A 26,940-nucleotide genomic window follows, 5' to 3' on the forward strand; every position below is an offset into this window, starting at 1 on the left:
GCGCCGCTGGATAGGCTCCCATGAAGCGCGTCCTGGGCACCCTCTATATCTTGGGTCTGACCATGGTGATGTTCGCCCTCACCATGCTGATCCCGTTGGTGGTCGCGTATGTCGGCGGCGATGCCGCGCGCCAGGCGTTCCTGAATGGCTTCCTGATATCCGTGGGCATCGGGGGCGGGCTGGCCGCGCTGACCCGGCGCAGCCGCTGTGAGCTTCGGGCGCGTGACGGCTTTGTGCTGGTGTCGGCCGTATGGGCGGGGCTGCCGCTGTTAGCCGCAATTCCGCTGCTGCTGTACTTCCACGGCGCGGGGCTGCCGCTGTCGTTCACGGGCGCCTATTTCGAAGCCATGTCCGGGTTGACGACCACCGGCGCCACGGTGCTGACCAATCTGGACGCCTTGCCCGCGTCGATCAACCTGTGGCGCGCCACGTTGATCTGGATTGGCGGCATGGGCATCCTGGTGCTGGCCGTGGCGATTTTGCCGCTGCTGGGCGTGGGCGGCCATCAGGTCGTGCGGGCCGAAACGCCCGGACCCATGAAGGACGAACGCCTGACGCCGCGCATCGCCAGCACGGCCAAGGCGCTGTACGCGGTGTACTTCGTGTTCTCGATCCTGTGCTTTCTGGCGTATCGGGCCGTGGGGCTGTCGTGGTTTGAAGCGTGGTGCCACATGGCCACCACGATGGGCCTGGGCGGTTTTTCCACCTGGGACGACGGCTTCGCCCATTTCGATTCGGTCGCCGTGGAAATGGTGGCGATGGTGTTCATGCTGATCGCCGGCATCAACTTCGCCACCCACTTCAACGCCTTCCGCCAGCGCAGCCCGCGCGCCTATGTCCGGTGCCCGGAAGCGATTCCTTACCTGGTCATCGTGCTGGGCGTGGGGCTGGTCATTTCGATGTTCCTGTACGTCAAGGGCGTCTACGCCGAGCCGCTGGAAGCGCTGCGCTACGGCATGTTCAACACCATTTCGATGGCCACCACCACAGGTTACGCCAACACGGACTTCGCGCAGTGGCCCCTGTTTGCGCCGCTGACGATGCTGCTGCTGTCCGGTTTTGCGACGTCGGCCGGGTCAACCGGGGGCGGCATCAAGATGATTCGCGCGATCCTGCTGGTCAAACAGGCGCGCAACGAGCTTGTAACAATGTTGCACCCACATGCGGTCAGCCCGGTGCGGATCAACGGCCGCGCGGTAGAGGGCCGCACCATGTCGTCCGTGCTGGCCTTCATGCTGTTCTACGGGCTTTCTATCGCGGTTTTCACAAGCCTGCTGCTGCTCTCTGGCCTGGACCCGATTACGGCGTTCTCGGCCGTTTTCGCCAGCGTCAACAACACCGGCCCGGGTTTGGGCCCGGTGGGCCCCATGGGCAACTTCGCCGTGCTGTCTGATTTCCAGATCTGGGTCTGCACCTTCGCCATGCTGATTGGCCGCTTGGAATTGCTGACCGTGCTCGTGCTGTTCACGCCCATTTTCTGGCGTAAATAAGGGCCACCGGGCTCGAATTTTCATCCGGGATAACCCGATAAAGGGTTATCCCACCCCATCCCGAAATCCGCTTCCAGACTGGGATTGCCGCCGCCATCGGCCCGCAACCCGCGCCGTTTCTATGTTGTAAGCACTTGCTCACTTATCCTCAGAGGGCAAAACCGGATGCTTCGCGATGTTGCACACAAATGTCACGATTTTCAATCGTTTTGCCACAAACCTGCGGCTATCATGCGTTCACAAGCTGCCGTCTAGTGCCCCCCGGGATGTTGCCGGGCTTCAAGGTCGAACGGCGCATCCCTCATCAAACATTCAAAGGAGTCCGAGATGGAACAGATCCCGTTCATTTCGTCGGCCCCCAACACCTTGGGCATCGAACTCGAGCTGCAACTGATCGACCCCCGTAGTTTTGATTTGACCGCTGCCTCCGATGAACTGTTGGCCCAGATGGCCAACCACCCCATTGCCGATCGCGTTAAACCGGAAATCACGCGGTCAATGATCGAACTGAATTCCTCGGTGCATGAGCACCCCATGGGCCTGCTGGCTGAAATGCGCGAGATGCGCGACGCCTTGGTCGAAGCGGCCGACGCGGTCGGCGTTTCGGTTGCTGGGGGCGGGGCTCACCCGTTCATGCGTTGGCAAGAGCGGTCTATCTCGGACACCCCGCGCTTCCAGTACCTGGCCGAAATGTACGGTTACCTGGCGCGTCAATTTACGGTTTTTGGCCAACACATCCACTTGGGCGTGAAAAGCGGCGACGATTCCATCAAGCTGCTGCGCCGCCTGTCCCCCTATGTGCCCCACTTCATCGCGCTGTCGGCCTCGTCGCCGTACTGCGAGGGCGTGGATACGCTGTTTTCGTGCTCGCGCCTGAACGCGGTGAACAGCTTCCCGCTGGCTGGCCACATGCCGCCCGAAGTGAAGGACTGGTATCAGTTCGAGGCCCATCTGTCCCAGCTGCGTGAATACGGCCTGGCGGAAAGCATCAAGGACCTGTACTGGGATATTCGCCCGAAGCCGGAGTTCGGCACGGTCGAGATCCGCGTCTGCGACACGCCGCTGACGGTTGAGCGCGCCTGCCAGATCGCGGCATTCGCCCAGGCCCTGGCCGTGTTGCTGATGCGTGAGGACGACCCCAGCGACAAGGCGTGGCTGTCTTATCGCAGCAACCACTTCCAGGCTTGCCGTTTCGGCTTGCAGGGCAGTTATGTCACGCCGGACGGCCAGCGCCTGCGCCTGATCGACCATCTGCGCGCCTTGTTCCAGCGTCTGATGCCGGTGGCGGAAGAGTTGGGTACGGGCGACATGATCGCCGCGCTGCGCGACGAAGCCATGCGCAGCGGCAACGATGCGCGCTGGCTGCGCAGCCAGTTTCATCGCCTGCGTGACCTGCCGCTGGTGGTGGATGCCATGTCGCACGCCTGGCGTGGCGAGTCGGCGGCTGCCGCTGCCCCCGCAGAGCCCACGGCGGTGCTGCGCCGCCGTATCCGGGCGAACTCCGAGCCGATGCAGCCTTTGTCGGCGTCTGAACCGGGGGTCAGCGTGCCCCTGCCGGAACGCTTGCACTAGGCATGCGTTCCGGGGCGCGGACCCTGTTCAGGGGTTTGCGCGCTGGCGGCCGCCGATGGCGCTGACGGACAGCCGGGTTTCTCCGGCTACCGTTCGATGCGCGGCGGCGCGCCAGGCGTGGCCATAGGCCACTTCAATACTCAATGCGATCAGCCCGTCGGGCCGGCGCTGCGCTTCCAGTGCGGCGACAAGGCGGTCGCGCCAATCGCGGCCGACCAGCCCGCCTCGACGGCCTTCAGCCGGGTTGCCGCCCAGCGCGCGCACGTCCGCCAGCAGCTTTTCGGGGCTGCGGTAGGTCAAGGTCAGGATTTCCTGGTCCATGACGGGGTCGGCAAAGCCGTTTTCCACCAGCAGGTCGCCAAAGTCGTGCATGTCTACGAAGGACGGCGTGGCGGTCGCCAGGCCGGCGTCGGTCAACGCCTGGCGCAGTTCGCGCAGCGTGGCCGGCCCCAGACAGGAGAACATCGCCAGCCCGCCCACCTTCAGGATGCGGCGCCATTCGGCCAGCACGGCGTGCGGGGCGCGGTGCCAGTGCATCGCCAGGTTCGACCAGACCAGTTCCAGCGATTCCGGGGCCAGCCCGGTTTCCGCCAGATCAGCGTTCACGAAGGCCGGGGCAGAGGGGCCGCGGCGGGCCAGCTTGCCGATCCAGGCGCCCAGGCCCGCAGGCGCGTGGCGCTTGCGGGCCAGCTCCAGCAGCGGTTCGCAATTATCCAGCCCGGTGTAGGCGGCGTCTGGATAGCGTTCGCGCAGCAGCGGCAGGTTGTCACCCGCCCCACAGCCCGCATCCAGCATCGCTTGCGGTTGTACGCGTATGTATTGCAGACGGCCAAGCATGCGGCGGGCGACTTCGCCATACAGGAATTGAGCGTCAGACAGGTCGCCACGGCGGGCAAACTGGCGCGGCACGTCGGCGCTGACGATGGGAAGGGTGGGGAGAGGAGCGGATTCTGGCAGGGACATTTCGGTCACGCCCGCGGCGTCGCCGCGGGGCGGAACATGATTTCATGGGGGATGGCACCCATTATTGCGCATCCCGGCCGACGCACCCGATTGCCCCTACAGGCCATGGGGCGGTGGTTGGCGTCCCGGATCGGCTGCGACTGCCCGCTATGCGGCGCGCGTGTGGCCGGGGCGCGGCTGTGCGGCGGATGCCAGGCTGATATCACCGCCGCGCCGCCGGGCAGCGGCCCGCGTTGCCCGCGCTGCGCCTTGCGGCTGCCCGCCACGGCGTCAACCTGCCCGGCTTGTCTGGGCGCCCCGCGCGCCTACCAGCGCACGATTGTCGCGTTCGACTATCTACCGCCCGCCGACGCCCTGATTCGTATGCTGAAGACCCAGCTGCGCTTGAGCATGGCGCCGGCGCTGGCGCGCCTGCTGGCTGACGCCGTTCGTAGCGAAGGGGGGTTGCCCGAGGGCATCTTGCTGGCCCCCATTCCCGCCAGCCGCGCGTCGCTGCGCCTGCGCGGGATGAATCCGGCGGCGGAGATCGCGCGCAGCCTCTCGGCGGAACTGAATGTGCCGCTTGTCCGCCACGCGCTGCGCCGGCGGCGCGAAACGCCCCGGCAGACAGCGTTGGGCCGGCGCGCTCGGCAGCAGGTGGCGGCGGGTGTATTTCAGGGCGCGCCGTCGGTGAGGGGCCGGCATGTCGCGGTGGTGGACGACGTCATGACGACAGGCAGCACCGTTGAAGCCGCCGCCGTCGCGTTGCTGGCGGCAGGCGCGGCCGGGGTGACCGTGCTGGTGGCCGCGCGTACGCCGTGATTCCCCACGCCATGATCCCCTACGGTGTGATCCCATACGCCATGACCCCATACGCCATGACCTCGCCCGCCATGACCTCATCCACCGCTACCCCACACGCCTTCCCCCCCCGCAAATCGGCGACAATTCCGCCAGGCGGCGCGTTGCTGTGTCGTCATTCGTCTTCCCCCACCGTCTCCCTGCCATGTTCCACGTCATCCTCGTCTGCCCCGAGATTCCCCCCAACACCGGCAACGCCATCCGGCTGTGCGCCAACACCGGCGCGCAATTGCACCTGGTGCGCCCGCTGGGTTTTGAATTGGACGACGCCCGCATGCGGCGCGCCGGCCTGGACTATCACGAGTGGCAGCCCGTGCGCGTGCACGACACCTTGCAGGAAGCGCTGGACGATACCGGCGCCGACGCCTCCAGCATCTACGCGCTGACGACGCAGGCGCAGCGCAGCGTGGCGGACATCGGATTCAAGCCGGGAGATGTGTTCGTATTCGGCCGCGAGACGGCCGGGCTGTCGGATGAACATCAGGCGATGTTCGCGCCCCAGCAGCGCCTGCGCTTGCCCATGCGCGCCGGGCAGCGCAGTTTGAACCTGTCGAACGCCGTCGCGGTGACGGTGTTCGAAGCGTGGCGCCAGCAAGGGTTTGAAGGCGGCGTATAAGCACGCCGCCTGAATCCGTACCTTTGGCGAGCACCCCAGGGCGCGAGCCTTGAGCCTGAACCCTGCTTAATCCAGCGACAGGTTCAGCTTTTCAATCACCTGGTCCCAACGCGCCTTCTCATTCTTGATGCGGGCGGTCAGGGCTTCTGGTGTGGACGGCGCGGGCGTGAAGTACTGCAACGCCAGTTGCTTGCGCACGGCGTCGCTGTTGATGATGCGCGCCAGCTCGCTATTGAGCCGTTCAACGATCGGGGTGGGCGTGCCTGCCGGGGCCAGCACCGCGTTCCACGAAATGGCTTCGAAGTCGGGGTAGCCTTGCGAGGCCATCGTCGGCACGCCCGGCAGCGCTTCGCTGGGTTGCAGGCTGGTCACGGCCAGCAGCTTGACCTTGCCGTCGCGCGCTTGCGGCACGGCGATGGCGGGCACCATGAACCCGGCCTGCACATCCCCGCCGATGATGGCGGTAATGACCTGCGGGAAGCCCGAATAGGGGATGTGCGCCAGGTCCACGCCCGCGCTTTCCTTGAACATTTCCATCGCCAGATGCGCCGAACTGCCCGGGCCGACCGAACCGTAGTTCAGCGAGTTGCCGCGGCCTTTGACGAGTTTGACGAAGTCCTGGACGTTGTCGACCTTCAGGCTGCCCGGCACCACCAGCACGTTGGGGCTCGTGCCTACCAGCGTGATCGGCGCCAGATCGTTGATGGGGTCATAGCCCAGCGTCTTCTTGTACAGCGTGGGGGCAGTGACCAGCGGGCCGTTGATCGTGTAGAGCAAGGTGTAGCCGTCAGGCTTGGCCTGCGACACGATGCGCGTGCCGATGTTTCCGCCCGCGCCCGGCTTGTTGTCGATGACGATGGGCTGGCCCAGCGCTTGCGACAGCGGCTCGGAAATCGTGCGCGCAAGAATGTCCGGCGACGAGCCGGGCGGGAAGGGCACGACCATATGGATCGGGTGATCGGGCCAGTCGGCATGGGCGGCGGCCGGCAGCACGGCGGCTAGAGCCAGGCACAGGCCGCGCAGAAGCGGGCCGACCCGGAGCTTGCGGGTTTGCGTCATGAAGAATGTCTCCTCGAAAGGGGGGCGGGTGTCTTGTTGTTAGGGTGAAATCAGAGGTGGCCGCCCAGCGATTCGTCGTCCAGCGGGCCGCTGGCGTCCGCGCTTTCGTCGCGCGGGTCGCGCGCAAGCAGGGCGGACACCGCGGTCATGGGGGCGACGCCGTCAAACAGCACGGCGCAGACGGCTTCGGTGATGGGCAATTCGACGTTGATGGCGCGGGCGCGGTCGCGCGCGGCGCGGGCGCAGCGCACGCCTTCGGCGGTGATGCCGCTGGCCAGAATATCGGCCAGCTTGCGGCCGGCGCCAATTCCCAGGCCCACGCGGCGATTGCGCGACAGTTCGCCCGTGGCGGTCAGCACCAGGTCGCCCAGGCCCGTCAGGCCGGCGAAGGTGCTGGCGCGTGCGCCCAGCGCAACGCCAAAGCGGGTCATTTCGGCCAGGCCGCGGGTGATCAGCGCGGCGCGGGCGTTGGTGCCCAGCGCCAGCCCGTCGCCGATGCCACAGGCAACCGCAATCACGTTCTTCAGCGCGCCGCCCACTTCCACGCCAACCAGATCCGCGCTGGCGTAGACGCGCAGCGCGGCGCCGTGAAACGCGGATGTCGTGGCTTCCCGCAACGCGGTGCTAGTGCTGGCGACCGTCAGCGCAACTGGCAGGCCTTGGGCCACTTCGCGCGCAAATGACGGGCCAGACAAGGCGCCGCCGATGGCGTCAGGCAGAGCCTGGCGCATGATTTCGTGGGGCAGCCTGGCCGTGTCGGCTTCAAAGCCCTTGCACGTCCAGACGATAGGGGTGTCCTGCAATCCCAAGGCGGGCAGCCGGTGCGACAGTTCGCCGCAAATGGCGGTCAGCCCGGCCACGGGGACGCCCAGCACGATCAGGCGGCGTGCGCCCTCGTCTTGCAGGCTGCGCAGCGTGGCGTCGAGATCAGAGGAAAAATTCAGGGACTTGGGCAGAGAGATGCCCGGCAGATAGCGCGCGTTTTCATGCGTGGCGGCCATGGCGGCAGCCTGCGCGGCGTCGCGCGCCCAAAGCGTGGTGGCGTGGCGGCGGCTGGAGGCCGCCGCCAACGCGGTGCCCCAACTTCCCGCACCCAGAACAGCAACGCGCAAGCGCGGCTCGGTGGGATGGTTCATCGGGGCGCGGCGTGCTTACTGGCGGGTGGCGCTGGCGGGCAGGATGATGCCCGAGTCGCTGCCGTTGCCATTGCCGTTGGCGGCGCCTTGCTGCTGCTGTTGCAACTCGGCCAGGCGCTGTTCGTACAGGGCTTGGAAGTTGACTTCGGTCAGGTGCAGCGGCGGCATCGAGGTGCGGGTGATCGCATCGGCGATGTTGGCGCGCAGGTACGGGTACAGCATCGTCGGGCAAACAATGCCCAGCAGCGGATCAAGCTGCTCTTCGGGGATGTTGGCCGCTTCGAAGATGCCGGCTTGCGTGCCTTCAACCAGGTACACGACCTTGTCGTTGATGCGGGTCGTGACGGTGACGGTGACCGTGGTTTCGAACACGGTTTCGGCCAGGCGCTGGCCGCCCACGGTGATGCTCACTTCAACCTGGGGCGCTTCTTGCTCCAGGAAGACGTGGGGCGCGTTCGGCATTTCCAGCGAAAGGTCTTTCAGGTAGACGCGTTGCAGATTGAACGAGGGCGCGTCGTTGCCGCCTTCTTGCTGGGTGTTTTGGTCTTGATCAGCCATGAGTGTTTCCGTTGGTGGGAGGGGGCAAAGGTAAGGCGATTAGCCGTTCAGCAAGGGGGCAAGGCCGCCCGAGCGATCCAGGGCCATCAAGTCGTCGCAACCGCCGACATGGGTATCGCCAATGAAGATTTGCGGCACGGTGCGTCGGCCGGTACGTTCGATCATGACATCGCGCTGGGACGGGTCCCGGTCGATCTGGATGATTTCCAGGTCACTCACGCCGCGTTGCTCAAGCAGAGCCTTGGCGCGTGCGCAATAAGGACAATAGTCCTTGCTGTACATGACAACTTTATTCATAGGCGCTCCTGAGGATTCAAGATGAAAAGGGGGCGAGCCGCGCTCAGCCCTTCTGGGTAACCGGCAGGCTGGCGGCCGACCAGGCGCGCATGCCGCCGTCCAGCGGCACCACGTCGGCAAAGCCCTGGGCGCGCAGCTTGGCGGCGGCGCGGGCCGAGTCACGGCCGTTGTCGCACACGACAACCAGCGGCTTGTTCTTGGGCAGCGACGCGGCCTTTTGTTCGAGATCGGCGGCCGGCACGTTGCGGGCCTGGGCGATGTGGCCGGCCTGGAACTGTTCGGCGGGGCGCACGTCAACCCAGACGGCGTTGCGCTGGTTGACCATCTGAATGGCTTCGCCAGTGCTGACGGCCGAGCCGGAGCGGCCCTTTCGCAAGGCTGGAATCGCCAGCATCACGCCAGAGATCACGGCCACGCCGACGATGAAGACGTTGTTTTTATCGAGCAAGAATTGCAAAAGATCCACGGGGCATCCTGAAGGGTGGCGACGAGCCTGGTAACGGCGAACCCGAGATGAAATCCGGGTGGCCGCGCCAGGGAAATGGACGGGTGCGCCGGGGCTAAATCAAGGGCAAAATCACTCAATTATAAAATGAGCGCATTCTTTAACCATCCTTTAACTTTAACCCGCGCGGAAAGCGTGCCAAACCATGCATAAACTTGTTCTGATGCGCCACGGCGAAAGCCAGTGGAATCTGGAAAACCGTTTCACCGGCTGGACCGACGTCGACCTGACCGAAACCGGCCGCGAACAGGCCCGCAAGGCGGGCGAATTGCTGAAGAAAGAGGGCTACACCTTCGATCTGGCCTATTCGTCGCTGCTCAAGCGCGCCATCCGCACCCTGTGGATCGCGCTGGACGCCATGGACGCCATGTACACCCCGATCGGCGTGAACTGGCGCCTGAACGAACGCCACTACGGCGCGCTGCAAGGCTTGAACAAGGCCGAAACCGCCGCTAAGTATGGCGACGAGCAAGTCCTGATCTGGCGCCGCGCCTACGCCATCGCCCCGGAACCGCTGTCGCTGGACGACGAACGCCACCCGCGTTTCGACACCCGCTACGCCAAGATCCCGGCTGACCAGCTGCCCGCCACCGAGTGCCTGAAAGACACCGTGGCCCGCGTGCTGCCGTTCTGGAACGAATCGATCGCCCCGGCCATCCGCGCCGGCCGCAAGGTGCTGGTCGCCGCCCACGGCAACAGCCTGCGCGCCCTGATCAAGCACCTGGACAATGTGTCGGACGACGACATCGTCAACCTGAACATTCCGACCGGCCAGCCGCTGGTCTACGAATTGGATGATGACCTGCGCCCGATCCGCCACTATTATCTGGGCGACGCCGCCGAGATCGAGGCGGCCATGGCTGCGGTCGCAGCCCAAGGCAAGGCTAAGAAGGACTGATATTTCTATGCGTCGCACGGCAGGGGTGTTGTTGGCGGTCATGTTGACCGGCGGAGCGTTGTCGGCTCGCGCCGCGCCCAACGACCTTGCCGGACGCCAGTCCGACGCTGAGCGTCAGCAGGCCGCCTTGCGCGACCGCATCGAAAACCTGCAAAAGGATATCGATGGCCGCGAGGCCGCGCGCAAGGAAGCCGCCGATGCGTTGAAGCAATCGGAATCGGCCATCTCCAAGATCAACCTGCGCCTGCGGGAGCTGGCCGAGGCCAACCGCCAGGCGCAGGCGGACCTGACCGGTCTGGAAAAGCAGATCGGTGTACAGGAAACCGTGCTGGCCAAACGCCGCACGGAACTGGCCGAACAATTGCGCACCCAGTACACCAGCGGGCTGTCGCCCTGGACGGCGCTGCTGTCGGGTGACGATCCCCAAGTGCTGGGCCGCAATCTGGGTTACCTGGATTACGTGTCGCAGGCCCGCGCCCACGCGGTGCAGGCCTTGCGCGAAGACATCGAACGCCTGGCCGCATTGCAGACGCGTGCGGATGCCCGGCGTGCGGAAATTGAAAAAGTCGTGGCCGAAACTTCAGAGCAGAAGACCGCGCTGGTCGGCCAGCAGAAAGAGCGCGCCACCTTGCTCGCGCAGCTGGAAGGGCAGATTGCCGCTCAGCGCGCCGAGGCCAACAAGCTGGGCCGCGATGATCAGCGCCTGTCGCGCCTGATCACCGATCTGGACGCGGCCATCGCCAAGCAGATCGAAGAGGCCCGCAAGGCCGAGGAAGCGCGCAAGAAGGCGGAAGAGGCCCGCCGCGTGGAAGAAGCCCGCCGCGCCGCCGAAGAGGCGAAGAAGCGCGCCGAGGCCGAACGCCGCGCCGACGAAGCCCGCAAGAAGGCCGAGGCCGACCGCAAGCTGGCCGCCGAAGCCGCCGCCCGCCGCGATCGCGATGCGCGGGACGCCCGCGATGCTCGCGATGCCGCGCAGGCGCGTGAGCAAGTCGAAGCGGCGTCGCGGCAGAATCGCGGGCCGGTCGCCGTGGCTGATCCCGACGCCGCCGGATTACGCCCAGCTGAACAGAAACACACACGTTTGACCGATCCGGTGCAAACACCGCCCGCGGCTGCCGAAAAACCCGCGGAACCGCCCAAAAAAGCGGAACCCAAAGCGGAACCCGCCGAGGCAGAAACCACTCCAACCCGCAGTGCATCGGCTCAGCAGGCCAGCCGCGCCGCGCCTGCGGTCGGCGGCGGCAGCGGCTTGAAGCATGGCCTGGCCATGCCGGTGCGCGGCCAGGTGCAAGGCCGTTTCGGGGTTGACCGCCCGGATGGCGGCGTTTGGCGGGGCGTGGTGCTGCGCGCGCCGGAAGGCACGCCTGTCAAAGTGGTGGCCCCCGGCACCGTGGTCTACGCCGAATGGCTGCGGGGTTTTGGCAACCTCATCATTGTGGATCATGGCCAGCAATACCTGACGGTCTATGCTTACAACCAAAGTCTGCTCAAACGGGTGGGGGATTCGGTGACAGGTGGCGATACTATTGCTACGGTAGGGGCAACCGGCGGCCAAGTGGAATCCGGCCTATACTTTGAAATTCGCCATCGTGGCGCTCCTGTGGACCCGGCCCAGTGGCTGGCCCAATAGGTTGGTAGGTAAAGTCGTTGGTAAATTACCAAACCCCCATCGGCGAAAACAAAATTCGGGAAGTGTGCATGGGCACTCGCAAGTTTCGCGGTTTCGGTCTGATTGCCATCGGTGCGGTGGCTGGCGTATTGCTTAGCGTAGGGGTAACAGCCGTTGCCCAGCGCGGCAGTCCCTTGCCTTTGGACGAGCTCAGGCAACTGAGCAACGTGTTCGCGGCCATCAAGAACAACTACGTCGAAGCGGTCGATGACAAGACCCTGATCGACAATGCCATCTCTGGCATGGTCTCCAACCTTGACCCCCACTCCGCCTATCTGGATGCCGACGCGTTCCGCGAAATGCAGACGGCTACGCAAGGCGAGTTCGGCGGCCTGGGTATCGAGGTCGGCGCGGAAGACGGCTTCGTCAAAGTGATTTCGCCGATCGAAGACACGCCCGCCGCGCGCGCTGGCGTGATGGCCGGTGACCTCATCATCAAGATCGACGACACGCCCACCAAGGGCATGACGCTGAACGACGCCGTGAAGCTCATGCGTGGCGCGCCCAAGTCGCCGATCACGCTGACCATCATGCGCGCCGACCGTCCCCAGCCCATCGTGCTGAAGATCGTTCGCGACGTCATCAAGGTTCGCAGCGTGCGCAGCAAGATGCTGGACAACGGCATTGGCTACGTCCGCGTCGCGCAGTTCCAGGAAAAGACCGGCGCTGATCTGGCCAAGCAATTGAAGGACCTTGGCGCGAAGGAAGCGCCCAAGGGTCTGGTGCTTGACCTGCGCAACGACCCGGGCGGCCTGTTGACCAGCGCCATCGGCGTGTCCGGCGCGTTCCTGCCGCCTGACGCCCTGGTGGTGTCCACCGATGGCCGTACGCCTGACGCCCGCCACAAGTATCTGGCCACGCCGTCGGAATACGCTCGCGGTGAAAGCAACTACCTGTCGGGCCTGCCGGCCTGGACCAAGACCGTGCCGATGGTGGTGCTGGTGAACGTGGGTTCGGCTTCGGCTTCCGAGATCGTGGCGGGTGCCTTGCAAGACCACAAGCGCGCCAAGGTGCTGGGCAACCGCACGTTCGGCAAGGGCTCGGTGCAAGTCATCCTGCCGTTGTCGGAATCGACCGCGGTCAAGCTGACCACCTCGCGCTACTTCACGCCCAGCGGCCGTTCCATCCAGGCCACCGGTATCGAACCCGACTTCGTCGTGGCCGATACGGCAGATGGCGACTTGTTCCGCCTGCCGCGCGAAGCCGACCTGCAACGCCACCTGTCCAACCCCGAGACCGCCAACGAGGTGAAGTCCAACTCGGCGCAAGACAACGTGGACTTGCCGGCCAAGGTGTTCGAATTCGGCGGCAAGGACGACTTCCAGCTGCAACAAGCGCTGAACGTGCTGGCCGGCAAGCCGGTGCAGAAGGGTTCGGCGCGCGCTCAGGCCAAGGCTGACGCCAAGCCGGGCGGCGGTACGGCAACGCGCATGAAGATCACGCCGACCGGAGTCGAGCCCAGCAAGGACAAATGAACGACGAGCAACTGCTGCGCTACGCCCGCCACATCCTGCTGGACGAGCTAGGAATCGAAGGGCAGGAAAAACTGCTGGCGGCGCGTGTGCTCATCGTGGGGGCGGGTGGACTCGGTTCACCCGCTGCGCTCTACCTGGCCACGGCCGGCGTGGGCGACATCACGCTCGCTGACGACGACATCGTCGAACTCAGCAACCTGCAACGCCAAATCCTGCACACCACGGCCAGCGTCGGCCGGCCCAAGGCCGAGTCCGGGCGCGACATGCTGGCGGCGTTCAACCCGCAAGCGCAGGTCCACGCCCGTGTCGAGCGCCTGAAAGACCAGGCGCTTTCCGACGCCGTCGCGGCAGCGGACCTGGTGCTGGACTGCACCGACAACTTCACCACCCGCCACGCCATCAACCGCGCCTGCGTGCAACACCGCAAGCCGCTTGTTTCCGGTGCGGCCATCCGCTTTGACGGGCAGGTCAGCGTGTACGACCTGCGCGACGACAACGCGCCCTGCTATCACTGCCTGTTCCCGGAAGCCGACGACGTCGAGGAAGCCAATTGCGCCACGATGGGCGTGTTTGCGCCGGTGGTCGGCATCATCGGCAGCATGCAGGCCGCCGAGGCGCTGAAATTGCTGTCTGGCATTGGGGAAAGCCTGTCGGGCCGCTTGTTGTGGCTGGACGTGCGCACCATGCAATGGCGCAGCGTCAATGTGCAGCGCGACCCGGAATGCGAGGTCTGCGGACACCGCGGGCGCTAGGCAGGCGCCACCCGCGCCGTTTGTTGTTTCGCCTCATCTCGTGGCCGAATTGCCCCGCCGGACAATGTTAAAGCCTTGAAATACCTGCTATAACGCCCTCCAGCCTACAGAATTCGGGTGATGGCTTTGGACGTGACGGTGTGGATACAGGACTGAAATTCAGCTTGCCTAAGTGGCGCCTGACGCGCTGGCTGACGCATGCTGGTCAGGACACGCCCGCTGATATCCGCGCTGCGCTGATCGCCAGCCTGTTCGGCACGCTGCCCATTTTTGCCGGCGGCGTGATCAACACCTTGATGATTTCCGGCGTGGTCGCCTGGCGCCGGCCCGAGCCCCTCTATATTTCCTGGCTGGTGCTGGAAGTGGTGCTGGCCATCGTCCGCGTCACCATTCTGCGGTCTGCGCTACGCGCCGCGCCCAAGGGCGGCAATACCCATACCGACATCTACATTCTGCTGGCCCTGCTGTGGGCGTTCAGCGTGGGCTACGGCGTTTTCATTACGTTCATCAATGGCGACTGGCTGGCCGCGACCCTGGCTGGCGTGTCCTGCGGAGCGATGGCCGGTGGCATCTGCTTTCGCAATTACGGCGCGCCACGGCTGGTTGGCGCGATGATTTTCCTGAGCCTGGGGCCGATGTGTCTGGGCGCCTTGTTCACCGGCGAATACGTCACTGCCATCGTCTTCGTGCAGATTCCGTTCTACCTGGCCAGCATGAGCATCGCCTCGCATCGGCTGAACCGCATTCTGGTGTCGACCATGCTGGCCGAACGCGCTAGCGAACGCCGCGCCAGCGAAGATGCCCTGACGGGCCTGGCCAACCGCACCGGCCTGCAGGCGGCGCTGGAACGGGTCTGCGCCAGCGAGCGCGAGCACGACAGTGATGCCGCGCTGCTGTACGTGGACATGGACGACTTCAAGCGCATCAACGATACCTACGGCCATGCCGCGGGCGATCAGGTGCTGACGACCACCGCCCAGCGCATGCGCGCCATGCTGCGCGTGGATGACGTGGCGGCCCGAATCGGCGGCGACGAATTCATCGTGCTGGTGACGGGCATCGACGCCACGGCCGCATTGCGGCTTGGCGAACACTTGCTGCGTGACGCTTCGCAGCCTATCGCTTTGGCGGACGGCACGCGCGTCTGCGTGGGCTTGTCGATCGGCATCTCGATCATTTCGGGCGCCCATCGCAGCCCGCAAGCGGCGTTGGACCTGGCCGACGCGGCGCTGTATCGCGCCAAGGCGCGCGGCGGCCGCTGCTGCGAAATCGTGGGGGACAGCGAAGCCGAAGACGCGGCGATGGCCCGCGGCAACGGCGAACCGGCGACCGCCTGACGCGATCAAGGAGCGCCTGACGCGATCAAGCAATGCCTGGCGCGATCCGGCAACGTTATTGAATCCGAATTTTCATCCAAAGTTATCAGATAACCTGAAAAGCTGGCCTATAATCCGCCCATGCTGACCAAGAGCCTCACCCTGACCGAACAGGTCGCCCGCCAGATCGCCACGGATATCGCCGATGGCGTGCATGCCGTGGGCGTCAAACTCCCCCCCGGCCGCGTCCTGGCCGAGCAGTACGGCGTCAGCGCCGCCGTGATCCGCGAAGTGACCGAACGCCTGCGCGCCCAAGGGCTGATCCAAAGCCGCCAAGGCTCGGGCAGCACCGTGATATCCCGCACGGGCGCTCAAGGGTTTCAGGTGTCCAGCGGCCTCGCCGTTGACCGCAACAAGCTGGCCGACGTCTACGAACTGCGGATGGAACTCGAAGGCGGTGCGGCCGCGCTCGCCGCCGTGCGGCGCAACGCCGAAGACCTTAGCGCCATGGCGCAGGCGCTGGCGGACCTTGAGGCCCATCTTGAACATCCCGAGCAGGGCGTGGAACACGACATCGCGTTCCACGTCGCCATTGCCACCGCCACGCACAACCGCAGCTATCAAGACCTGTTGCAGTACCTGAACCTGCAACTGCGGCTGGCCGTCAGCACCGCCCGGTCCAACAGCCGGCTGCAAGATGGCCTGACGGCGGCCGTGCACCAAGAGCACGTCGCGGTCTTTGAAGCGATTCGCGCACGTAATCCCGAACGAGCCCGCCAGGCGGCGGTGCGCCATTTGCAGCAGGCGGCCAGCCGCCTGCAACTTGATTCCCTCTTTCCCGCAGCCACGCAGACATCATGAGCGCATCCGATTTCACGCAACGCCTCACCCAAGCCCTGGGCCCTGACACCGTCTACACCGCCGAGGCGGACATCACGCCGTGGCTGTCCGATTGGCGCGGCCTGTACAACGGCCACGCGCAAGCCGTGGTGCGCCCGCGCAACACCGCAGAAGTCGCCGCCTGCCTGGCCTTGTGCCAGCAAGAGGGCGTGCCGGTGGTGCCGCGCGGTGGCAATACGGGTTTGTGCGGCGGCGCGACGCCAGACAGCGGAACGAAGAACGTCGTGCTGAGCCTGGACCGCATGAACGCCGTGCGCTCGATCGACACGGTCGCCAACACGATGGTGGCCGAAGCCGGCGCCATCCTTGGCAACCTGCGCCGCGCGGCGCAGGACGCCGGGCGCTTGTTGCCCTTGAGCCTGGCGGCGGAAGACTCCAGCCAGATCGGCGGTAACGTCGCCACGAATGCCGGCGGCGTGAACGTGGTGCGTTACGGCATGGCGCGCGAATTGGTGCTGGGTCTGGAAGCCGTGCTGCCCACGGGCGAAATCTTCAACGGCCTGCGCACGCTGCGCAAGGACAACACGGGCTACGACCTGAAGCAGTTGCTGATCGGCTCCGAAGGCACGCTGGGCGTGATCACCGCCGTGGCGCTGCGCTTGTTTCCGCGCACCGATGTCCGCTCCGTGGTGCTGACGGCGGTCGAGTCACCGGCGCAGGCGTTGCAGTTGTTCGAGATTCTGTTCGAACAATGCGGCGCGCGTTTGCAGGCGTTCGAGTATTTCTCGGGCGATTGCCTGGACCTGGTGCTGACGCATGCCGAGGGCGTGCAGGAACCGTTTGATCAACGCTACCCCGCGTATGTGTTGGTCGAGCTGGCCGATACGGCGGACGAAGCGGGTTTGACCACGTTGCTGGAAACCGTGATCGGCACGGCGCTGGAACGCGGCCTGTGCCTGGACGCGGCGGTGTCGGCGTCGTTGTCGCAGTTGCAGACGTTGTGGAAGTTGCGCGAAGAAATCTCGGAAGCCCAACGCGCCGACGGCCCGCATCTGAAGCACGATGTGTCGCTGCCGATTGAACGCATTCCGGATTTCATGGTGTCGGCGGAAGCACGCGTGCGCGCGCTGTTCCCAGATATCCGCCCCTTCATCTTCGGCCACTTCGGCGACGGCAACCTGCACTACAACCTGTCCCGCCCGGCAGGTGCGGCACGCGACTGGGTCGCCGTGCATGGCGCGGCGATTACCGATGCGGTGCTGGACGAAGTGAATCGCTATGGCGGGAGTATTTCAGCGGAACACGGGATCGGGCAGCTCAAGCGCGAGCATTTCCTGCATAGCAAGGATGCCGTGGAGTTGAGATTGATGCGGGAGATCAAGAAGGTGATGGACCCGGCGGGGATTATGAATCCTGGGAAGTTGTTGTAGGCGGTATTTTTGGGGCGGTCGTGGATCTTCGTAGGTCGCCCGTCGTCGCAGTGGCCCTGACTGCGCGCGCCCACGATTGCGGTCCGGAGCCTTCGCTCCGGACTTCCCCCTCGTCATCTTCGTCACCCGCCTTCGGCGGGTTCCTTCAGATTCCCTCGGGCGCATCGAGGTTGCGCGCAGTCAGGGCCACCGCGCCGACGGGCTGCCAGCGTCTTGGCCTGATGCGCTGCTAGGGAGTGCCTTAGTGACGAGTGCTGCGGGGCCCGCCGAGTGCCGGCCGCGCGGGCGGCCTTACTCGGCATACGCGGTGGTGGGCGTTTGCGCGATAGCCGCTTTCGCGAATGCGGGGAGTCGTTTTCTAATGGTCCCGCCGCACCCACACGCGAAGCGAACCCTGACACGACGTAAGACGACGTGTAAGCCCCCCAAGGCCGCCCGCGCGGCCGGCCGGGGGCGGGCCCCGCAAGATACTTCTCCACTCCCTCGCCGTGGAGAAGAACCCTAAGCACACCGTTCTCCCCAGCGGCCGAGAGATTGCCGCTGAACGAGTCCGGTGTGGCGGGGGCCTGGGGTGGGCGGGGCGTCGATAAGCCCGAGGGAATCTGAAGGAACCCGCCAACGGCGGGTGACGAAGATGACGAAGGGACCGTCCGGAGCGAAGGCTCCGGACCGCAATCGTTGCCCCGCCCACCCCAGGCCCCCGCCACACCGGACGTCTAAAGAACCCAAGACTCCCAACAGCCTTCACCCCACAGCCTTCACCCCACAGCCTTCACCCCACAGCCTTCACCCCACAGCACTCACCCGACCCTCACTGCCGGTGATAAACCTCAGCCCCTTTTCGAACAAACTCCACCGACTTCTCCTGCATGCCCTTCTGCAAGGCGTCCTTCTCACTCACGCCCTGTGCCGCCGCGTAATCCCGCACGTCCTGCGTGATCTTCATGCTGCAAAAATGCGGTCCGCACATCGAGCAGAAATGCGCCACCTTCATCGAGTCTTTCGGCAGGGTCTCGTCGTGGAATTCCTTCGCAGTGTCCGGGTCCAGTCCCAGGTTGAACTGGTCATCCCAGCGGAACTCGAATCGCGCTTTTGACAGCGCGTTGTCGCGAATCGCCGCGCCCGGGTGGCCTTTGGCCAGGTCGGCCGCGTGCGCTGCGATCTTGTACGTGATGATCCCGTCCTTCACGTCTTTCTTGTTCGGCAGGCCCAAGTGCTCTTTCGGCGTCACATAACAGAGCATCGCCGTGCCGTACCAGCCGATCAGCGCGGCGCCGATGCCGGAGGTGATGTGGTCGTAGCCCGGTGCGATATCGGTGGTCAGGGGGCCCAGCGTATAGAACGGCGCCTCGTGGCAATGTTCCAGCTGCAGCTCCATGTTTTCCTTGATCATCTGCATCGGCACATGGCCCGGGCCTTCGATCATGACCTGCACATCATGCTTCCACGCCACCTGCGTCAGCTCGCCCAGCGTCTTCAGCTCGGCGAATTGCGCTTCGTCGTTAGCGTCATAGCCCGAGCCCGGACGCAAGCCGTCACCCAGCGAGAAGCTGACGTCGTACGCCTTCATGATTTCGCAGATTTCTTCGAAGCGCTCGTACAGGAAGCTTTCCTTGTGATGCGCCAGGCACCACTTCGCCATGATCGAGCCGCCGCGCGACACGATGCCCGTCATGCGGTCGGCCGTCATCGGGATGAAAGGCAGGCGCACGCCGGCATGGATCGTGAAGTAGTCCACGCCCTGTTCGGCCTGTTCGATCAGCGTGTCGCGGAAAATTTCCCACGTCAGGTCTTCGGCCTTGCCATCCACCTTTTCCAGCGCCTGGTATATCGGCACCGTTCCAATCGGCACGGGTGAGTTGCGGATGATCCATTCGCGCGTCTCGTGGATGTGCTTGCCGGTGGACAAGTCCATCACCGTGTCGCCGCCCCAGCGGATCGCCCACGTCATCTTTTCGACTTCTTCGCCAATGCCCGAGCTCACGGCCGAGTTGCCGATGTTGGCGTTGATCTTCACCAGGAAGTTGCGGCCAATGGCCATCGGTTCCACTTCGGGGTGGTTGATGTTGGCGGGAATGATGGCGCGGCCGCGCGCGATCTCGTCGCGCACGAATTCCGGCGTGATGGCGGCGGGGATGGCCGCGCCGAACGATTGGCCGGGGTGCTGGCGCAGCAGGCGCTTCACCATCTTTTCGCCGTCGGGGCCGCTGTCTCGCAGCGTTTGCAGATAGTGCTCGCGGCGCAGGCTTTCGCGGATGGCCACGAATTCCATTTCGGGCGTGATGATGCCGCGGCGCGCATAGTGCATCTGCGACACGTTCGCGCCGGCCTTGGCGCGGCGCGGCGGGCGTTGCAGGTCAAAGCGCATCGCCGTCAGCTTGGGATCGGTCAGGCGTTCTTTGCCATAGTCACTGGTGGGACCCGACAGCACTTCCGTGTCGCCGCGCTCTTCGATCCAGCCGCGGCGCAGCTCGGGCAGGCCGCGGCGAATGTCGATCTTGGCGTCGGGGTCGGTGTAGGGGCCGCTGCAGTCGTAGACCGTCAGGGGCGGATTCTTTTCCCCGCCGAACATGGTCGGCGTGTCGTCCTGCTCGATTTCCCGAAACGGCACGCGGATGTCGGGGCGCGAGCCCGTCTCATACACGCGGCGCGATTTGGGCAGCGGTGCGACGGCCGCCGCGTCGACTTCGGCGGTGGCGGCCAGGAATTTGGGATTGGCATTCATGGAAAGCTCCAAGCGATTGGTTGGAGCCGATTGGGAATGGACTTCCGCCACGCGTGCGGGGACACGTGGCGGAAATACGGCTCCCAGCATCGGCATTATCCGTACTGGTACGAAGGGACTCTCTCAACACGTCCAGCCGAAAAGGCGGGACGAGTACCCCTGCGCGAAAGCGAAGTATAGAGCCTGGCGGGCCAGTCGCTTCAACGATGCGATGTTGCGTTGCGCCAGCCATGATCAACATGCATGAAGCCATTCTTTAAGTGCTTGTCATCCAGAGCTGGTATTACTGCTTTACATTTGGATTCAGTCTGCGGCGACACGGTCATGCAGGTTCTGTACACTTTTTTCCAACCAAACGCCTGGCGGGCTATCGACTCGCCGGGCATAGTTAACTTAAGAAGAAGGAATCGAGCATGCAACTGACCCTACGCAAATTGGCGCCCGCTCTCGTTGTTGTGACGTTGGCGCTGGCGGGTTGCAAGACCGCCCCGACAAAGGCGCCCGGCGCCGCGGCCACGCCCGATGCCACCCAGCAATCGACGCAGCCGGCCACCGCATCGTCGGTGGACTTCTACCTGGCGCAACAACAACCGGCCCCCGGCATGCGTGAAATCTCGCTGCCCGATGGCAAGCTCTACATGCAGGAAATGCCCGTGCTGACGCGCGCCGATCTGACTGACGCCGCTGCGCTGGTTGATCGTCAAGGCCAGAACTTCGTGGGTCTGCGTTTCTCGGAATCGGGCGCTCGCAAGCTGACCGAAGTCAGCACCAAGAACGTCGGCAAGCGCCTGGCGCTGGTGATTGATCAGGAACTGGTCGCTGCCCCGAGCATCGCCGAACCGCTGAACCGTGGCGTGCTGGCTTTTGGTGTGGCTTCGGCTCAAGCCGCTTCTGAAATCGCCGCCAAGATTCGTGGCGATGCCGCGCCGGCCCCGGCCAACGGCGCACCGGCCCCCGCTCCGAAGCCCTGATCGCGACACGCTTCAATTAAATATCCGCGCCCCTCGGCGCGGATATTTTTTTGCGCGCGCGCAATGCAAATCTTCAGGCGGATAGCGGCGTGGCCAGGCCCGCCAACGATGCGTCCATGACGCGGCGCGCTTGAATCAGCACATCGCGTTTCCACGCATCCGTTTCGATATAGAACGCCGCGCGCAGATCGCGCTTGATGCGATGGTGTAAATCGGCCGAGGCCTCGGGATGGTTGTGTAGCCATTGTTCGGCGCGCAGCGCATTCAAGACTTTCAGGCCAGGCAGCGTGCCGTATTCCAGCGTCAGCCCGTTGTATTCGGCTTGCGGACATTCTTCCATCGCGGCGATGTCCAAGGTGCCGGCCAGTTCGCAGGACGTTGAGCTGCCTTCTTCCGCGCTGGTCACGCCAGGACCCCACCAGCGCCGTGCTCGCGCCAATGATTCGGGGCCGGCAGGCGTGCCTTGATAGATGCACTCCGCAACGCCTTGCGCGCCCAGGCCGGTGTGCACATCAATCCACGCCATGCGGGCGCAGCGCCGGCCGTGTTCGCGCAAGATGGCGCGCAGCGTCAGGTGGCTCCAGGTGGGCGCGCGGCCCGCGTAGAACAGCCCGTTGGGGTCAACCTGCTGGCCGCCTGACACCGCCGCTTGCAGGGCGCTGCGGCCATGGCGCAGCGCGCGCCACGCCAAGCTCAATTCACTGCCCAGACCCGGCGGCTGATCGCCATCAGGCACAAGCAGCGACGCAATCGCAAGGTAGTGGCGGTCGTTTTCCAGCGGTTGCGAGAAGTCGCGAAAGTTGCGGTTCAGGTCCACGTTTTCGTGCGTGGCGCGGCGGTCCCATGAGAAACCATAGGGGTTCAGCGCATGCAGGTAGAGCACGGCCAGATCGTCGCGCGCGCATTGCGCATGCCAGCGTGTGTCGCGCAGCAGCGCAGTTTGCACGGCGGACCCGCAATAGCCTTCGATGCCATGGCAGCCGCTGCTGATGACGAGCAGGTTGGGCGCGTCGGCCGCACCCTGGCGCGCAACATCCAGCGCGAGTGTCTCGCCGTGGCGGCCGGGCAGGGGATGGATGTGGTGTTGCACGGCCAGACCGCGGTCGGCGCACGCGTCCAGGAACTTGCTGCGCGCTTCTGGGTACTGGCTTGAAAAGCTGCTCAAGTCCATGGCTCACGATTCCTGCAAGTCGCCGCGCGCCGATTGCGCGCGCGGGGTCTTGAGCTGACTCGCGCTGCCGGGGAAATCAGCCGATCTTGCGGCCGCGCGGTTTGACGGTGCGGCGCGCCTGCGCCGTTTCAATAAAGGTTTGCGTCAATGCTTCGAGCATGGCGCGGTCATCGGGGGTCAAGCCGTCGAATTGCGACGGCGCAATGTTGGGAAACGGCCAGGGCGCTTGGGGGCGAGGGCGCCGGGCCACGCGTGGCATGGTCTCGGCAATGCCAGCCGCAGGCAAAGTATCAGACAGGTCGTAGCCTTCCATGGGCAATTCCATGGGACCCTTACCTGTCTCCAGCCATTCAAGCTCAATCTTCAGAATCTGCGCGAGCTTACGGGTCGATCGGCTGGAGTGCCGAAGGCCGTTTTCGTAACTGGCGATTGCACTTTGCGAGATTCGCGCGAGACGAGCGAGCGTCTTCTGCGTGTGACCACGCAGAAGACGGGCTTGCTTCAATCGGTCTGAAAATGTCTTCACGCGTCGATTGAAGCTTGCTCAGGATTTACTTTGGTGGTTATAAGCATTACCTGAGTGATAGTTTTGGGAGGCGCGGTCACATGCTTGAACGGGGCTATGTGTTCGTCGTGCAACTTGATGAAATGGCGAGCAATAATTTTGTCGCGGCCTTGCGAGAATTTCAATGGCAGGTCAGCGCGTGTGAATCGCCGGATGAGCTATTAGATCGGTTACGCACGCAAGATGTCGACGCAATGGTGTTGCGTGGGCAGGCGGAAGGGGTGCCGAAGCTGATTGCGGCGCTGCGCCGCGCGGCGCCTGATGCGGCCGTCGTATGGCAGGCGCCGGCTGCGTCAGCGCGCGAGCGTGTCGAGGCGCTGGAGGCGGGCGTGGATGCCTATAGTTCAGCCCGCATGGAGGCGCTGGAGTGGGATGCGTTGCTGCGCAATCTGCGCCGCCGCATGTTGCCGCCCGCCACCGATGGCCCGGCATGGCGCTTGCATGAACGGGTGTTGTCCGGCCCCGATGGCGAGCGTCTGCCACTGACGCTGACTGAACGTGCTTTTTTTGTCCGTTTGTTGCGCGCGCCGGGCCAATGCCTGCGTCGTGATCGCTTCTTTCCGCGTAATCCGCAAGAGGGCGCGCGTAGCGTCGATGTGCTGGTGTCGCGGCTGCGCAGCAAGGCGCGCCGCTTTGATATCGAACTGCCGGTGCTGGCCGTGCGGGGGTGGGGCTACATTCTGCTGCAGCACACGCCCGCCGTGGCCAGCGCGGGCTCAGAGCACGACGAGGTTGTCCCGATGCATGAGCTCGGGTTCGGTCATGCTGCCCAGAATGCGGGCGATCTGTGAAGACGGCTGGCGCAGGATGCGCCGGGTATCCGCAGACGAATAGTTGATCAGGCCGCGGGCGCATTCGCGTCCCTGGCTATCCACGCAGGCCACGACGTCGCCGCGGCCGAACTCGCCTTCGACCTCGGTCACGCCGATCGGCAAGAGGCTCTTGCCTTCGCGCAGCAAGGCTTGCACCGCGCCGTCATCCAGCACAACGCGGCCACGAAGACGCAGGTGGTCAGCCAACCATTGTTTGCGGGCCGACCATACCGGCAGCACGGCGCGCAGTTCGCTGCCGATGCATTCGCCTTGCGCAAGACGCGTCAGTACATTGCGTTCACGGCCCGAGGCGATGATGGTGTGCGCGCCGCTGTGCGCCGCGCGTTTAGCGGCCAGCACCTTGGTTAGCATGCCGCCGGTGCCAATGCCGCTGCCTGCGCCGCCCGCCATGGCTTCCAGCGCCGGGTCGCCTGCTTGCGCGTGCGACATGAACTTGGCGTCGGGGTTTTTGCGGGGGTCGGCTTCGTACAGGCCGCGCTGATCGGTCAGGATGATCAGCGTGTCGGCTTCGATCAGGTTGGTGACGAGCGCGCCGAGCGTGTCGTTGTCGCCCAGCCGGATTTCATCGGTGACAACCGTGTCATTTTCATTCACGATCGGCACGACGCCCAAACGCAGCAGCGCAAACAACGTGCTGCGGGCGTTCAGGTAGCGGTGGCGGTCAGCCAGGTCTTCGTGGGTGAGCAGAATCTGCGCGGTGCGCAGGCCGTATTCAGCGAAAGCCGCTTCATAGGCCTGGCACAGGCCCATCTGGCCCACGGCCGCGGCGGCTTGCAGTTCGTGCATGACGGACGGGCGCTTGCGCCAGCCCAGCCGCGCCATGCCTTCGGCAATGGCGCCGCTGGAGACCAGCACGATCTGCTTGCCCTGCTTATGCAGGGCGGCGATCTGTGCGGCCCAGTGCGCCACGGCGGCGCGGTCCAGGCCACGGCCTTCGTTGGTGACCAGCGACGAGCCGACTTTGGCGACAAGACGCTGGGCGTTGGTGACGACGGAAACGGCGGGTGTTTCAGCAGACATGTTGGGCGCCGGCTGCGGCGAGAAAAGACGTAATCGTAAGGACTGCGATTATGGCTTATTCGTCGCTTGCGCGCGGCGCGGCGGGCTTGTCGGCATCCGAGCGCGTGTCGTCAAAGCGCGGGTCCGGCGCCACATAGGTGCCTTCGGCCTGGTCGCGCGACAGGTGTTCCTTTTCGCGCTCGGCGTCCAGGTAGTCTTGCAGCGCGTACAGCAGGTCTTGCGTGCCTTCGCCGGTCAGGCCGGAAATGGCGAACACCGGGCCCTTCCAGTCATACAGCTCCAGGAAGCGGCGCTTGGTGTCTTCGGGGTCCGGCACCATGTCCAGCTTGTTCAGCACCAGCCAGCGCGGCTTTTCAGCCAGTTCCGGGTCGTAGCGGCGCAGTTCTTCAACGATGGCGCGCGCGTCGACGACGGCTTGCTCGACCGGATCGGCGTCGGGGTCGGGCGTGGACACGTCAACCAGGTGCAGCAGCACGCGGGTGCGCGCCAGGTGACGCAGGAACAAGTGACCCAGGCCCGCGCCTTCGGACGCGCCTTCTATCAGGCCGGGAATGTCGGCCACGACGAAGCTGCGCGACGGCGACGTGCGCACGACGCCCAGGTTCGGGTGCAGCGTGGTGAACGGGTAGTCGGCGATCTTCGGCTTCGCATTCGAGATGCGGGTGATCAGCGTCGATTTGCCGGCATTCGGCAGGCCCAGCAGGCCCACGTCCGCCAGCACCTTCAATTCCATGCGCAGGTAGCGGTGTTCGCCTTCCTTGCCGGGCGTCCACTGGCGGGGCGCGCGGTTCAAGCTGGATTTGAAGTGGATGTTGCCCATGCCGCCCTGGCCGCCGGCGGCCAGCACGACTTTCTGGTCATGCGTGTCCATGTCGAACAGGACTTCGCCGGTTTCGGCGTCATGGATGACCGTGCCCACGGGCACGCGCAAGGTGATGTCGGGGGCGGCTGCGCCGTATTGGTCAGAGCCGCGGCCGTTCTCACCGCCCTTGGCGCGGTGCAGGCGTGCGTAGCGGAAGTCGATCAGCGTGTTGATGTTGCGATCGGCCACTGCATAGATGGTGCCGCCGCGTCCGCCGTCGCCGCCGTCCGGGCCGCCTTTGGGGATGAACTTTTCGCGGCGAAAGCTCGCCACGCCATTGCCGCCTTTACCGGCGACCACTTCAATGGTGGCTTCGTCTACGAATTTCATGGTGTTTGCGCGTGTAGTGGGTAATGGGGCAGTCGCCCAGGGGGCGCCGCCAGGAGGCATTGGAAAGCTTACTCGCCAATTGCCTTAAAACAAAAAAGCCCTGCCGCATGCGACAGGGCTTTTGCCGTCCGGCAACGCGGTAAACCGCGTTGCACTGACCGTGCTTGTCCGATTACTCGGCAGCGACGATCGAAACGGTTTGCTTGTTCAATGCGCCCTTGAAGCCGAATTGAACCTTGCCGTCGATCAGCGCGTACAGGGTGTGGTCCTTGCCCATGCCGACGTTCACGCCAGCGTGGAAGCGCGTACCGCGCTGACGCACGATGATCGAACCAGCGGGAATCAGTTCACCGCCGAAAGTCTTGACGCCCAGACGCTTTGATTCTGAGTCGCGTCCGTTTCGCGTAGAGCCGCCGCCCTTTTTCTGTGCCATGTTTAGCTCCTGCTAAGTGGTACCGAGTCGCGTCTTAAGCCGTGATGGCTTCGATGCGGATTTCGGTGTAGTTCTGACGGTGGCCCTGACGCTTCTGATAGTGCTTGCGACGGCGCATCTTGAAGATCTTGACCTTGTCGTGGCGGCCTTGCGCAAGAACCGTTGCCTTGACCACAGCGCCGGAGACGAGGGGCGTGCCAACTTTCAGTTGGTCGCCTTCGCCCACGGACAGCACTTGGTCCAGGGTGATTTCTTGCCCAATGTCTGCCGGTATCTGTTCTATCTTGAGTTTTTCGCCAGCGGCAACGCGATACTGCTTGCCACCGGTTTTTACGACCGCGTACATGGGGTGTTCCTTAAATAGGTAAATGGGTTTATTTGCGCGGGGCCCCAACCCTGCTGGGCGGGATGTCCGTTTCTGGAAAGATCGCATTCCTGTCTTGGCGCCAGAAGACTGGCAAGAAGGAAAGGACCCTGGCGCTTTACCGCACAGCTTCCAGACGGGTTACGCAAACAACCGACGTAATTCGGGCATTGCTGACCGAATCCGGGATATTAGCGCGAGGCTTTTCAAAAGTCAAAAAGCCGTTGCAGGGTAAGGGCTTAGGTGTGGC

General features: G+C 64.6%; 26 protein-coding genes. 13 read left to right on the top strand and 13 right to left on the bottom strand.

Annotated features, from left to right (window positions below):
• Window positions 1-20: 20 nt before the first annotated feature.
• Together ACFZAI_RS01555 and ACFZAI_RS01560 are read left to right on the top strand one after the other, a co-directional pair.
• A complete protein-coding gene (locus ACFZAI_RS01555) occupies window positions 21-1,490 on the top strand; it encodes a TrkH family potassium uptake protein (protein ID WP_391565267.1) in 1,470 nt (489 codons plus the stop codon).
• 327 nt (window positions 1,491-1,817) lie between these two features.
• Window positions 1,818-3,062 carry a YbdK family carboxylate-amine ligase gene (locus ACFZAI_RS01560; protein ID WP_391565268.1) on the top strand — a complete coding sequence of 415 codons (1,245 nt, stop codon included), beginning with the start codon at window positions 1,818-1,820 and terminating at the stop codon, window positions 3,060-3,062.
• 27 nt (window positions 3,063-3,089) lie between these two features.
• On the opposite strand, the gene ACFZAI_RS01565 is transcribed toward ACFZAI_RS01560, so the two are convergent.
• Window positions 3,090-4,025, bottom strand: coding sequence for a methyltransferase domain-containing protein (locus ACFZAI_RS01565; protein ID WP_391565269.1), 936 nt, complete (start codon window positions 4,023-4,025; stop codon window positions 3,090-3,092).
• A gap of 117 nt (window positions 4,026-4,142) precedes the next feature.
• Between ACFZAI_RS01565 and ACFZAI_RS01570 the strand changes: the two genes are divergently transcribed.
• Both ACFZAI_RS01570 and ACFZAI_RS01575 read left to right on the top strand, forming a co-directional pair.
• Window positions 4,143-4,826: a ComF family protein gene (locus tag ACFZAI_RS01570; RefSeq protein ID WP_391565270.1), complete on the top strand. Its 684-nt coding sequence runs from the start codon at window positions 4,143-4,145 to the stop codon at window positions 4,824-4,826.
• Between the two features lie 184 nt (window positions 4,827-5,010).
• The gene (locus ACFZAI_RS01575) at window positions 5,011-5,481 is read left to right on the top strand and encodes a tRNA (cytidine(34)-2'-O)-methyltransferase (RefSeq protein ID WP_054420619.1); all 471 of its coding nucleotides are present in this window, start codon (window positions 5,011-5,013) and stop codon (window positions 5,479-5,481) included.
• A 66-nt stretch (window positions 5,482-5,547) separates the two neighbouring features.
• Here the strand turns inward: ACFZAI_RS01575 and ACFZAI_RS01580 are convergent, their stop codons facing one another.
• From ACFZAI_RS01580 to ACFZAI_RS01600, 5 genes are read right to left on the bottom strand one after another with little or no spacing between them, the layout of a single operon-like run.
• On the bottom strand, window positions 5,548-6,540 hold the full coding sequence (locus tag ACFZAI_RS01580) for a Bug family tripartite tricarboxylate transporter substrate binding protein (protein WP_391565271.1): 993 nt from the start codon (window positions 6,538-6,540) through the stop codon (window positions 5,548-5,550).
• 50 nt (window positions 6,541-6,590) lie between these two features.
• Window positions 6,591-7,676 (bottom strand): NAD(P)H-dependent glycerol-3-phosphate dehydrogenase, encoded by a 1,086-nt coding sequence (locus tag ACFZAI_RS01585; protein ID WP_391565272.1) that lies wholly within the window; start codon window positions 7,674-7,676, stop codon window positions 6,591-6,593.
• A 15-nt stretch (window positions 7,677-7,691) separates the two neighbouring features.
• Window positions 7,692-8,234: a protein-export chaperone SecB gene (gene secB, locus ACFZAI_RS01590; protein WP_054420616.1), complete on the bottom strand. Its 543-nt coding sequence runs from the start codon at window positions 8,232-8,234 to the stop codon at window positions 7,692-7,694.
• A 39-nt stretch (window positions 8,235-8,273) separates the two neighbouring features.
• Window positions 8,274-8,531, bottom strand: coding sequence for a glutaredoxin 3 (gene grxC / locus ACFZAI_RS01595; RefSeq protein WP_054420615.1), 258 nt, complete (start codon window positions 8,529-8,531; stop codon window positions 8,274-8,276).
• A 43-nt stretch (window positions 8,532-8,574) separates the two neighbouring features.
• Window positions 8,575-8,997: a rhodanese-like domain-containing protein gene (locus tag ACFZAI_RS01600; protein WP_054420614.1), complete on the bottom strand. Its 423-nt coding sequence runs from the start codon at window positions 8,995-8,997 to the stop codon at window positions 8,575-8,577.
• A gap of 184 nt (window positions 8,998-9,181) precedes the next feature.
• On the opposite strand from ACFZAI_RS01600, the gene gpmA reads away from it, so the two are divergent.
• From gpmA to ACFZAI_RS01635, 7 genes are all read left to right on the top strand, one after another.
• Window positions 9,182-9,934, top strand: a complete 753-nt coding sequence (gpmA, locus tag ACFZAI_RS01605) for a 2,3-diphosphoglycerate-dependent phosphoglycerate mutase (RefSeq protein WP_391565273.1) — start codon at window positions 9,182-9,184, stop codon at window positions 9,932-9,934.
• Window positions 9,935-9,941: 7 nt separating this feature from the next.
• The gene (locus tag ACFZAI_RS01610; RefSeq protein WP_391565274.1) at window positions 9,942-11,564 is read left to right on the top strand and encodes a peptidoglycan DD-metalloendopeptidase family protein; all 1,623 of its coding nucleotides are present in this window, start codon (window positions 9,942-9,944) and stop codon (window positions 11,562-11,564) included.
• 68 nt (window positions 11,565-11,632) lie between these two features.
• A complete protein-coding gene (locus ACFZAI_RS01615; RefSeq protein ID WP_391565275.1) occupies window positions 11,633-13,078 on the top strand; it encodes a S41 family peptidase in 1,446 nt (481 codons plus the stop codon).
• Entirely contained in the window at window positions 13,075-13,830 is a 756-nt protein-coding gene (locus ACFZAI_RS01620; protein WP_391565276.1) for a HesA/MoeB/ThiF family protein, read from the top strand. The genes ACFZAI_RS01615 and ACFZAI_RS01620 overlap by 4 nt, the downstream gene beginning before the upstream one ends.
• Window positions 13,831-13,970: 140 nt before the next feature.
• Window positions 13,971-15,167 (top strand): diguanylate cyclase, encoded by a 1,197-nt coding sequence (locus ACFZAI_RS01625; RefSeq protein ID WP_391565277.1) that lies wholly within the window; start codon window positions 13,971-13,973, stop codon window positions 15,165-15,167.
• A 120-nt stretch (window positions 15,168-15,287) separates the two neighbouring features.
• Complete coding sequence (locus ACFZAI_RS01630; RefSeq protein WP_391565278.1) at window positions 15,288-16,007, top strand: FadR/GntR family transcriptional regulator; 720 nt, start codon at window positions 15,288-15,290, stop codon at window positions 16,005-16,007.
• Window positions 16,004-17,416 carry an FAD-binding oxidoreductase gene (locus ACFZAI_RS01635; protein WP_391565279.1) on the top strand — a complete coding sequence of 471 codons (1,413 nt, stop codon included), beginning with the start codon at window positions 16,004-16,006 and terminating at the stop codon, window positions 17,414-17,416. The genes ACFZAI_RS01630 and ACFZAI_RS01635 overlap by 4 nt, the downstream gene beginning before the upstream one ends.
• Window positions 17,417-18,227: 811 nt before the next feature.
• On the opposite strand, the gene thiC is transcribed toward ACFZAI_RS01635, so the two are convergent.
• Window positions 18,228-20,141, bottom strand: a complete 1,914-nt coding sequence (gene thiC, locus ACFZAI_RS01640; RefSeq protein ID WP_391565280.1) for a phosphomethylpyrimidine synthase ThiC — start codon at window positions 20,139-20,141, stop codon at window positions 18,228-18,230.
• Window positions 20,142-20,554: 413 nt separating this feature from the next.
• Between thiC and ACFZAI_RS01645 the strand changes: the two genes are divergently transcribed.
• Window positions 20,555-21,112 (top strand): preprotein translocase subunit SecD, encoded by a 558-nt coding sequence (locus ACFZAI_RS01645; RefSeq protein ID WP_391565281.1) that lies wholly within the window; start codon window positions 20,555-20,557, stop codon window positions 21,110-21,112.
• Window positions 21,113-21,185: 73 nt separating this feature from the next.
• Here ACFZAI_RS01645 and ACFZAI_RS01650 read toward each other — a convergent pair whose 3' ends face one another.
• Both ACFZAI_RS01650 and ACFZAI_RS01655 read right to left on the bottom strand, forming a co-directional pair.
• A complete protein-coding gene (locus tag ACFZAI_RS01650; RefSeq protein ID WP_391565282.1) occupies window positions 21,186-22,283 on the bottom strand; it encodes a M14 family metallopeptidase in 1,098 nt (365 codons plus the stop codon).
• A gap of 76 nt (window positions 22,284-22,359) precedes the next feature.
• Window positions 22,360-22,788, bottom strand: a complete 429-nt coding sequence (locus ACFZAI_RS01655) for a helix-turn-helix domain-containing protein (RefSeq protein WP_391565283.1) — start codon at window positions 22,786-22,788, stop codon at window positions 22,360-22,362.
• A gap of 35 nt (window positions 22,789-22,823) precedes the next feature.
• Here ACFZAI_RS01655 and ACFZAI_RS01660 point away from each other — a divergent pair, with 35 nt between their 5' ends.
• Window positions 22,824-23,639: a transcriptional regulator gene (locus ACFZAI_RS01660; protein ID WP_391565284.1), complete on the top strand. Its 816-nt coding sequence runs from the start codon at window positions 22,824-22,826 to the stop codon at window positions 23,637-23,639.
• On the opposite strand, the gene proB is transcribed toward ACFZAI_RS01660, so the two are convergent.
• The 4 genes from proB to rplU form a co-directional block, all read right to left on the bottom strand.
• A complete protein-coding gene (gene proB, locus ACFZAI_RS01665) occupies window positions 23,565-24,701 on the bottom strand; it encodes a glutamate 5-kinase (protein ID WP_391565285.1) in 1,137 nt (378 codons plus the stop codon). The two genes, ACFZAI_RS01660 and proB, sit on opposite strands and share 75 nt — an antisense overlap.
• 55 nt (window positions 24,702-24,756) lie before the next feature.
• On the bottom strand, window positions 24,757-25,893 hold the full coding sequence (gene obgE, locus ACFZAI_RS01670) for a GTPase ObgE (RefSeq protein ID WP_391565287.1): 1,137 nt from the start codon (window positions 25,891-25,893) through the stop codon (window positions 24,757-24,759).
• A 172-nt stretch (window positions 25,894-26,065) separates the two neighbouring features.
• Window positions 26,066-26,326 carry a 50S ribosomal protein L27 gene (rpmA, locus tag ACFZAI_RS01675; protein ID WP_050445798.1) on the bottom strand — a complete coding sequence of 87 codons (261 nt, stop codon included), beginning with the start codon at window positions 26,324-26,326 and terminating at the stop codon, window positions 26,066-26,068.
• A 34-nt stretch (window positions 26,327-26,360) separates the two neighbouring features.
• On the bottom strand, window positions 26,361-26,672 hold the full coding sequence (gene rplU, locus ACFZAI_RS01680; RefSeq protein ID WP_006216228.1) for a 50S ribosomal protein L21: 312 nt from the start codon (window positions 26,670-26,672) through the stop codon (window positions 26,361-26,363).
• Between the last annotated feature and the right edge of the window lie 268 nt (window positions 26,673-26,940).

Origin of the sequence: Achromobacter sp. NPDC008082 (assembly GCF_042957345.1) — a bacterium.
Taxonomy (GTDB): Bacteria; Pseudomonadota; Gammaproteobacteria; order Burkholderiales; family Burkholderiaceae_B; genus Achromobacter; species Achromobacter kerstersii_A.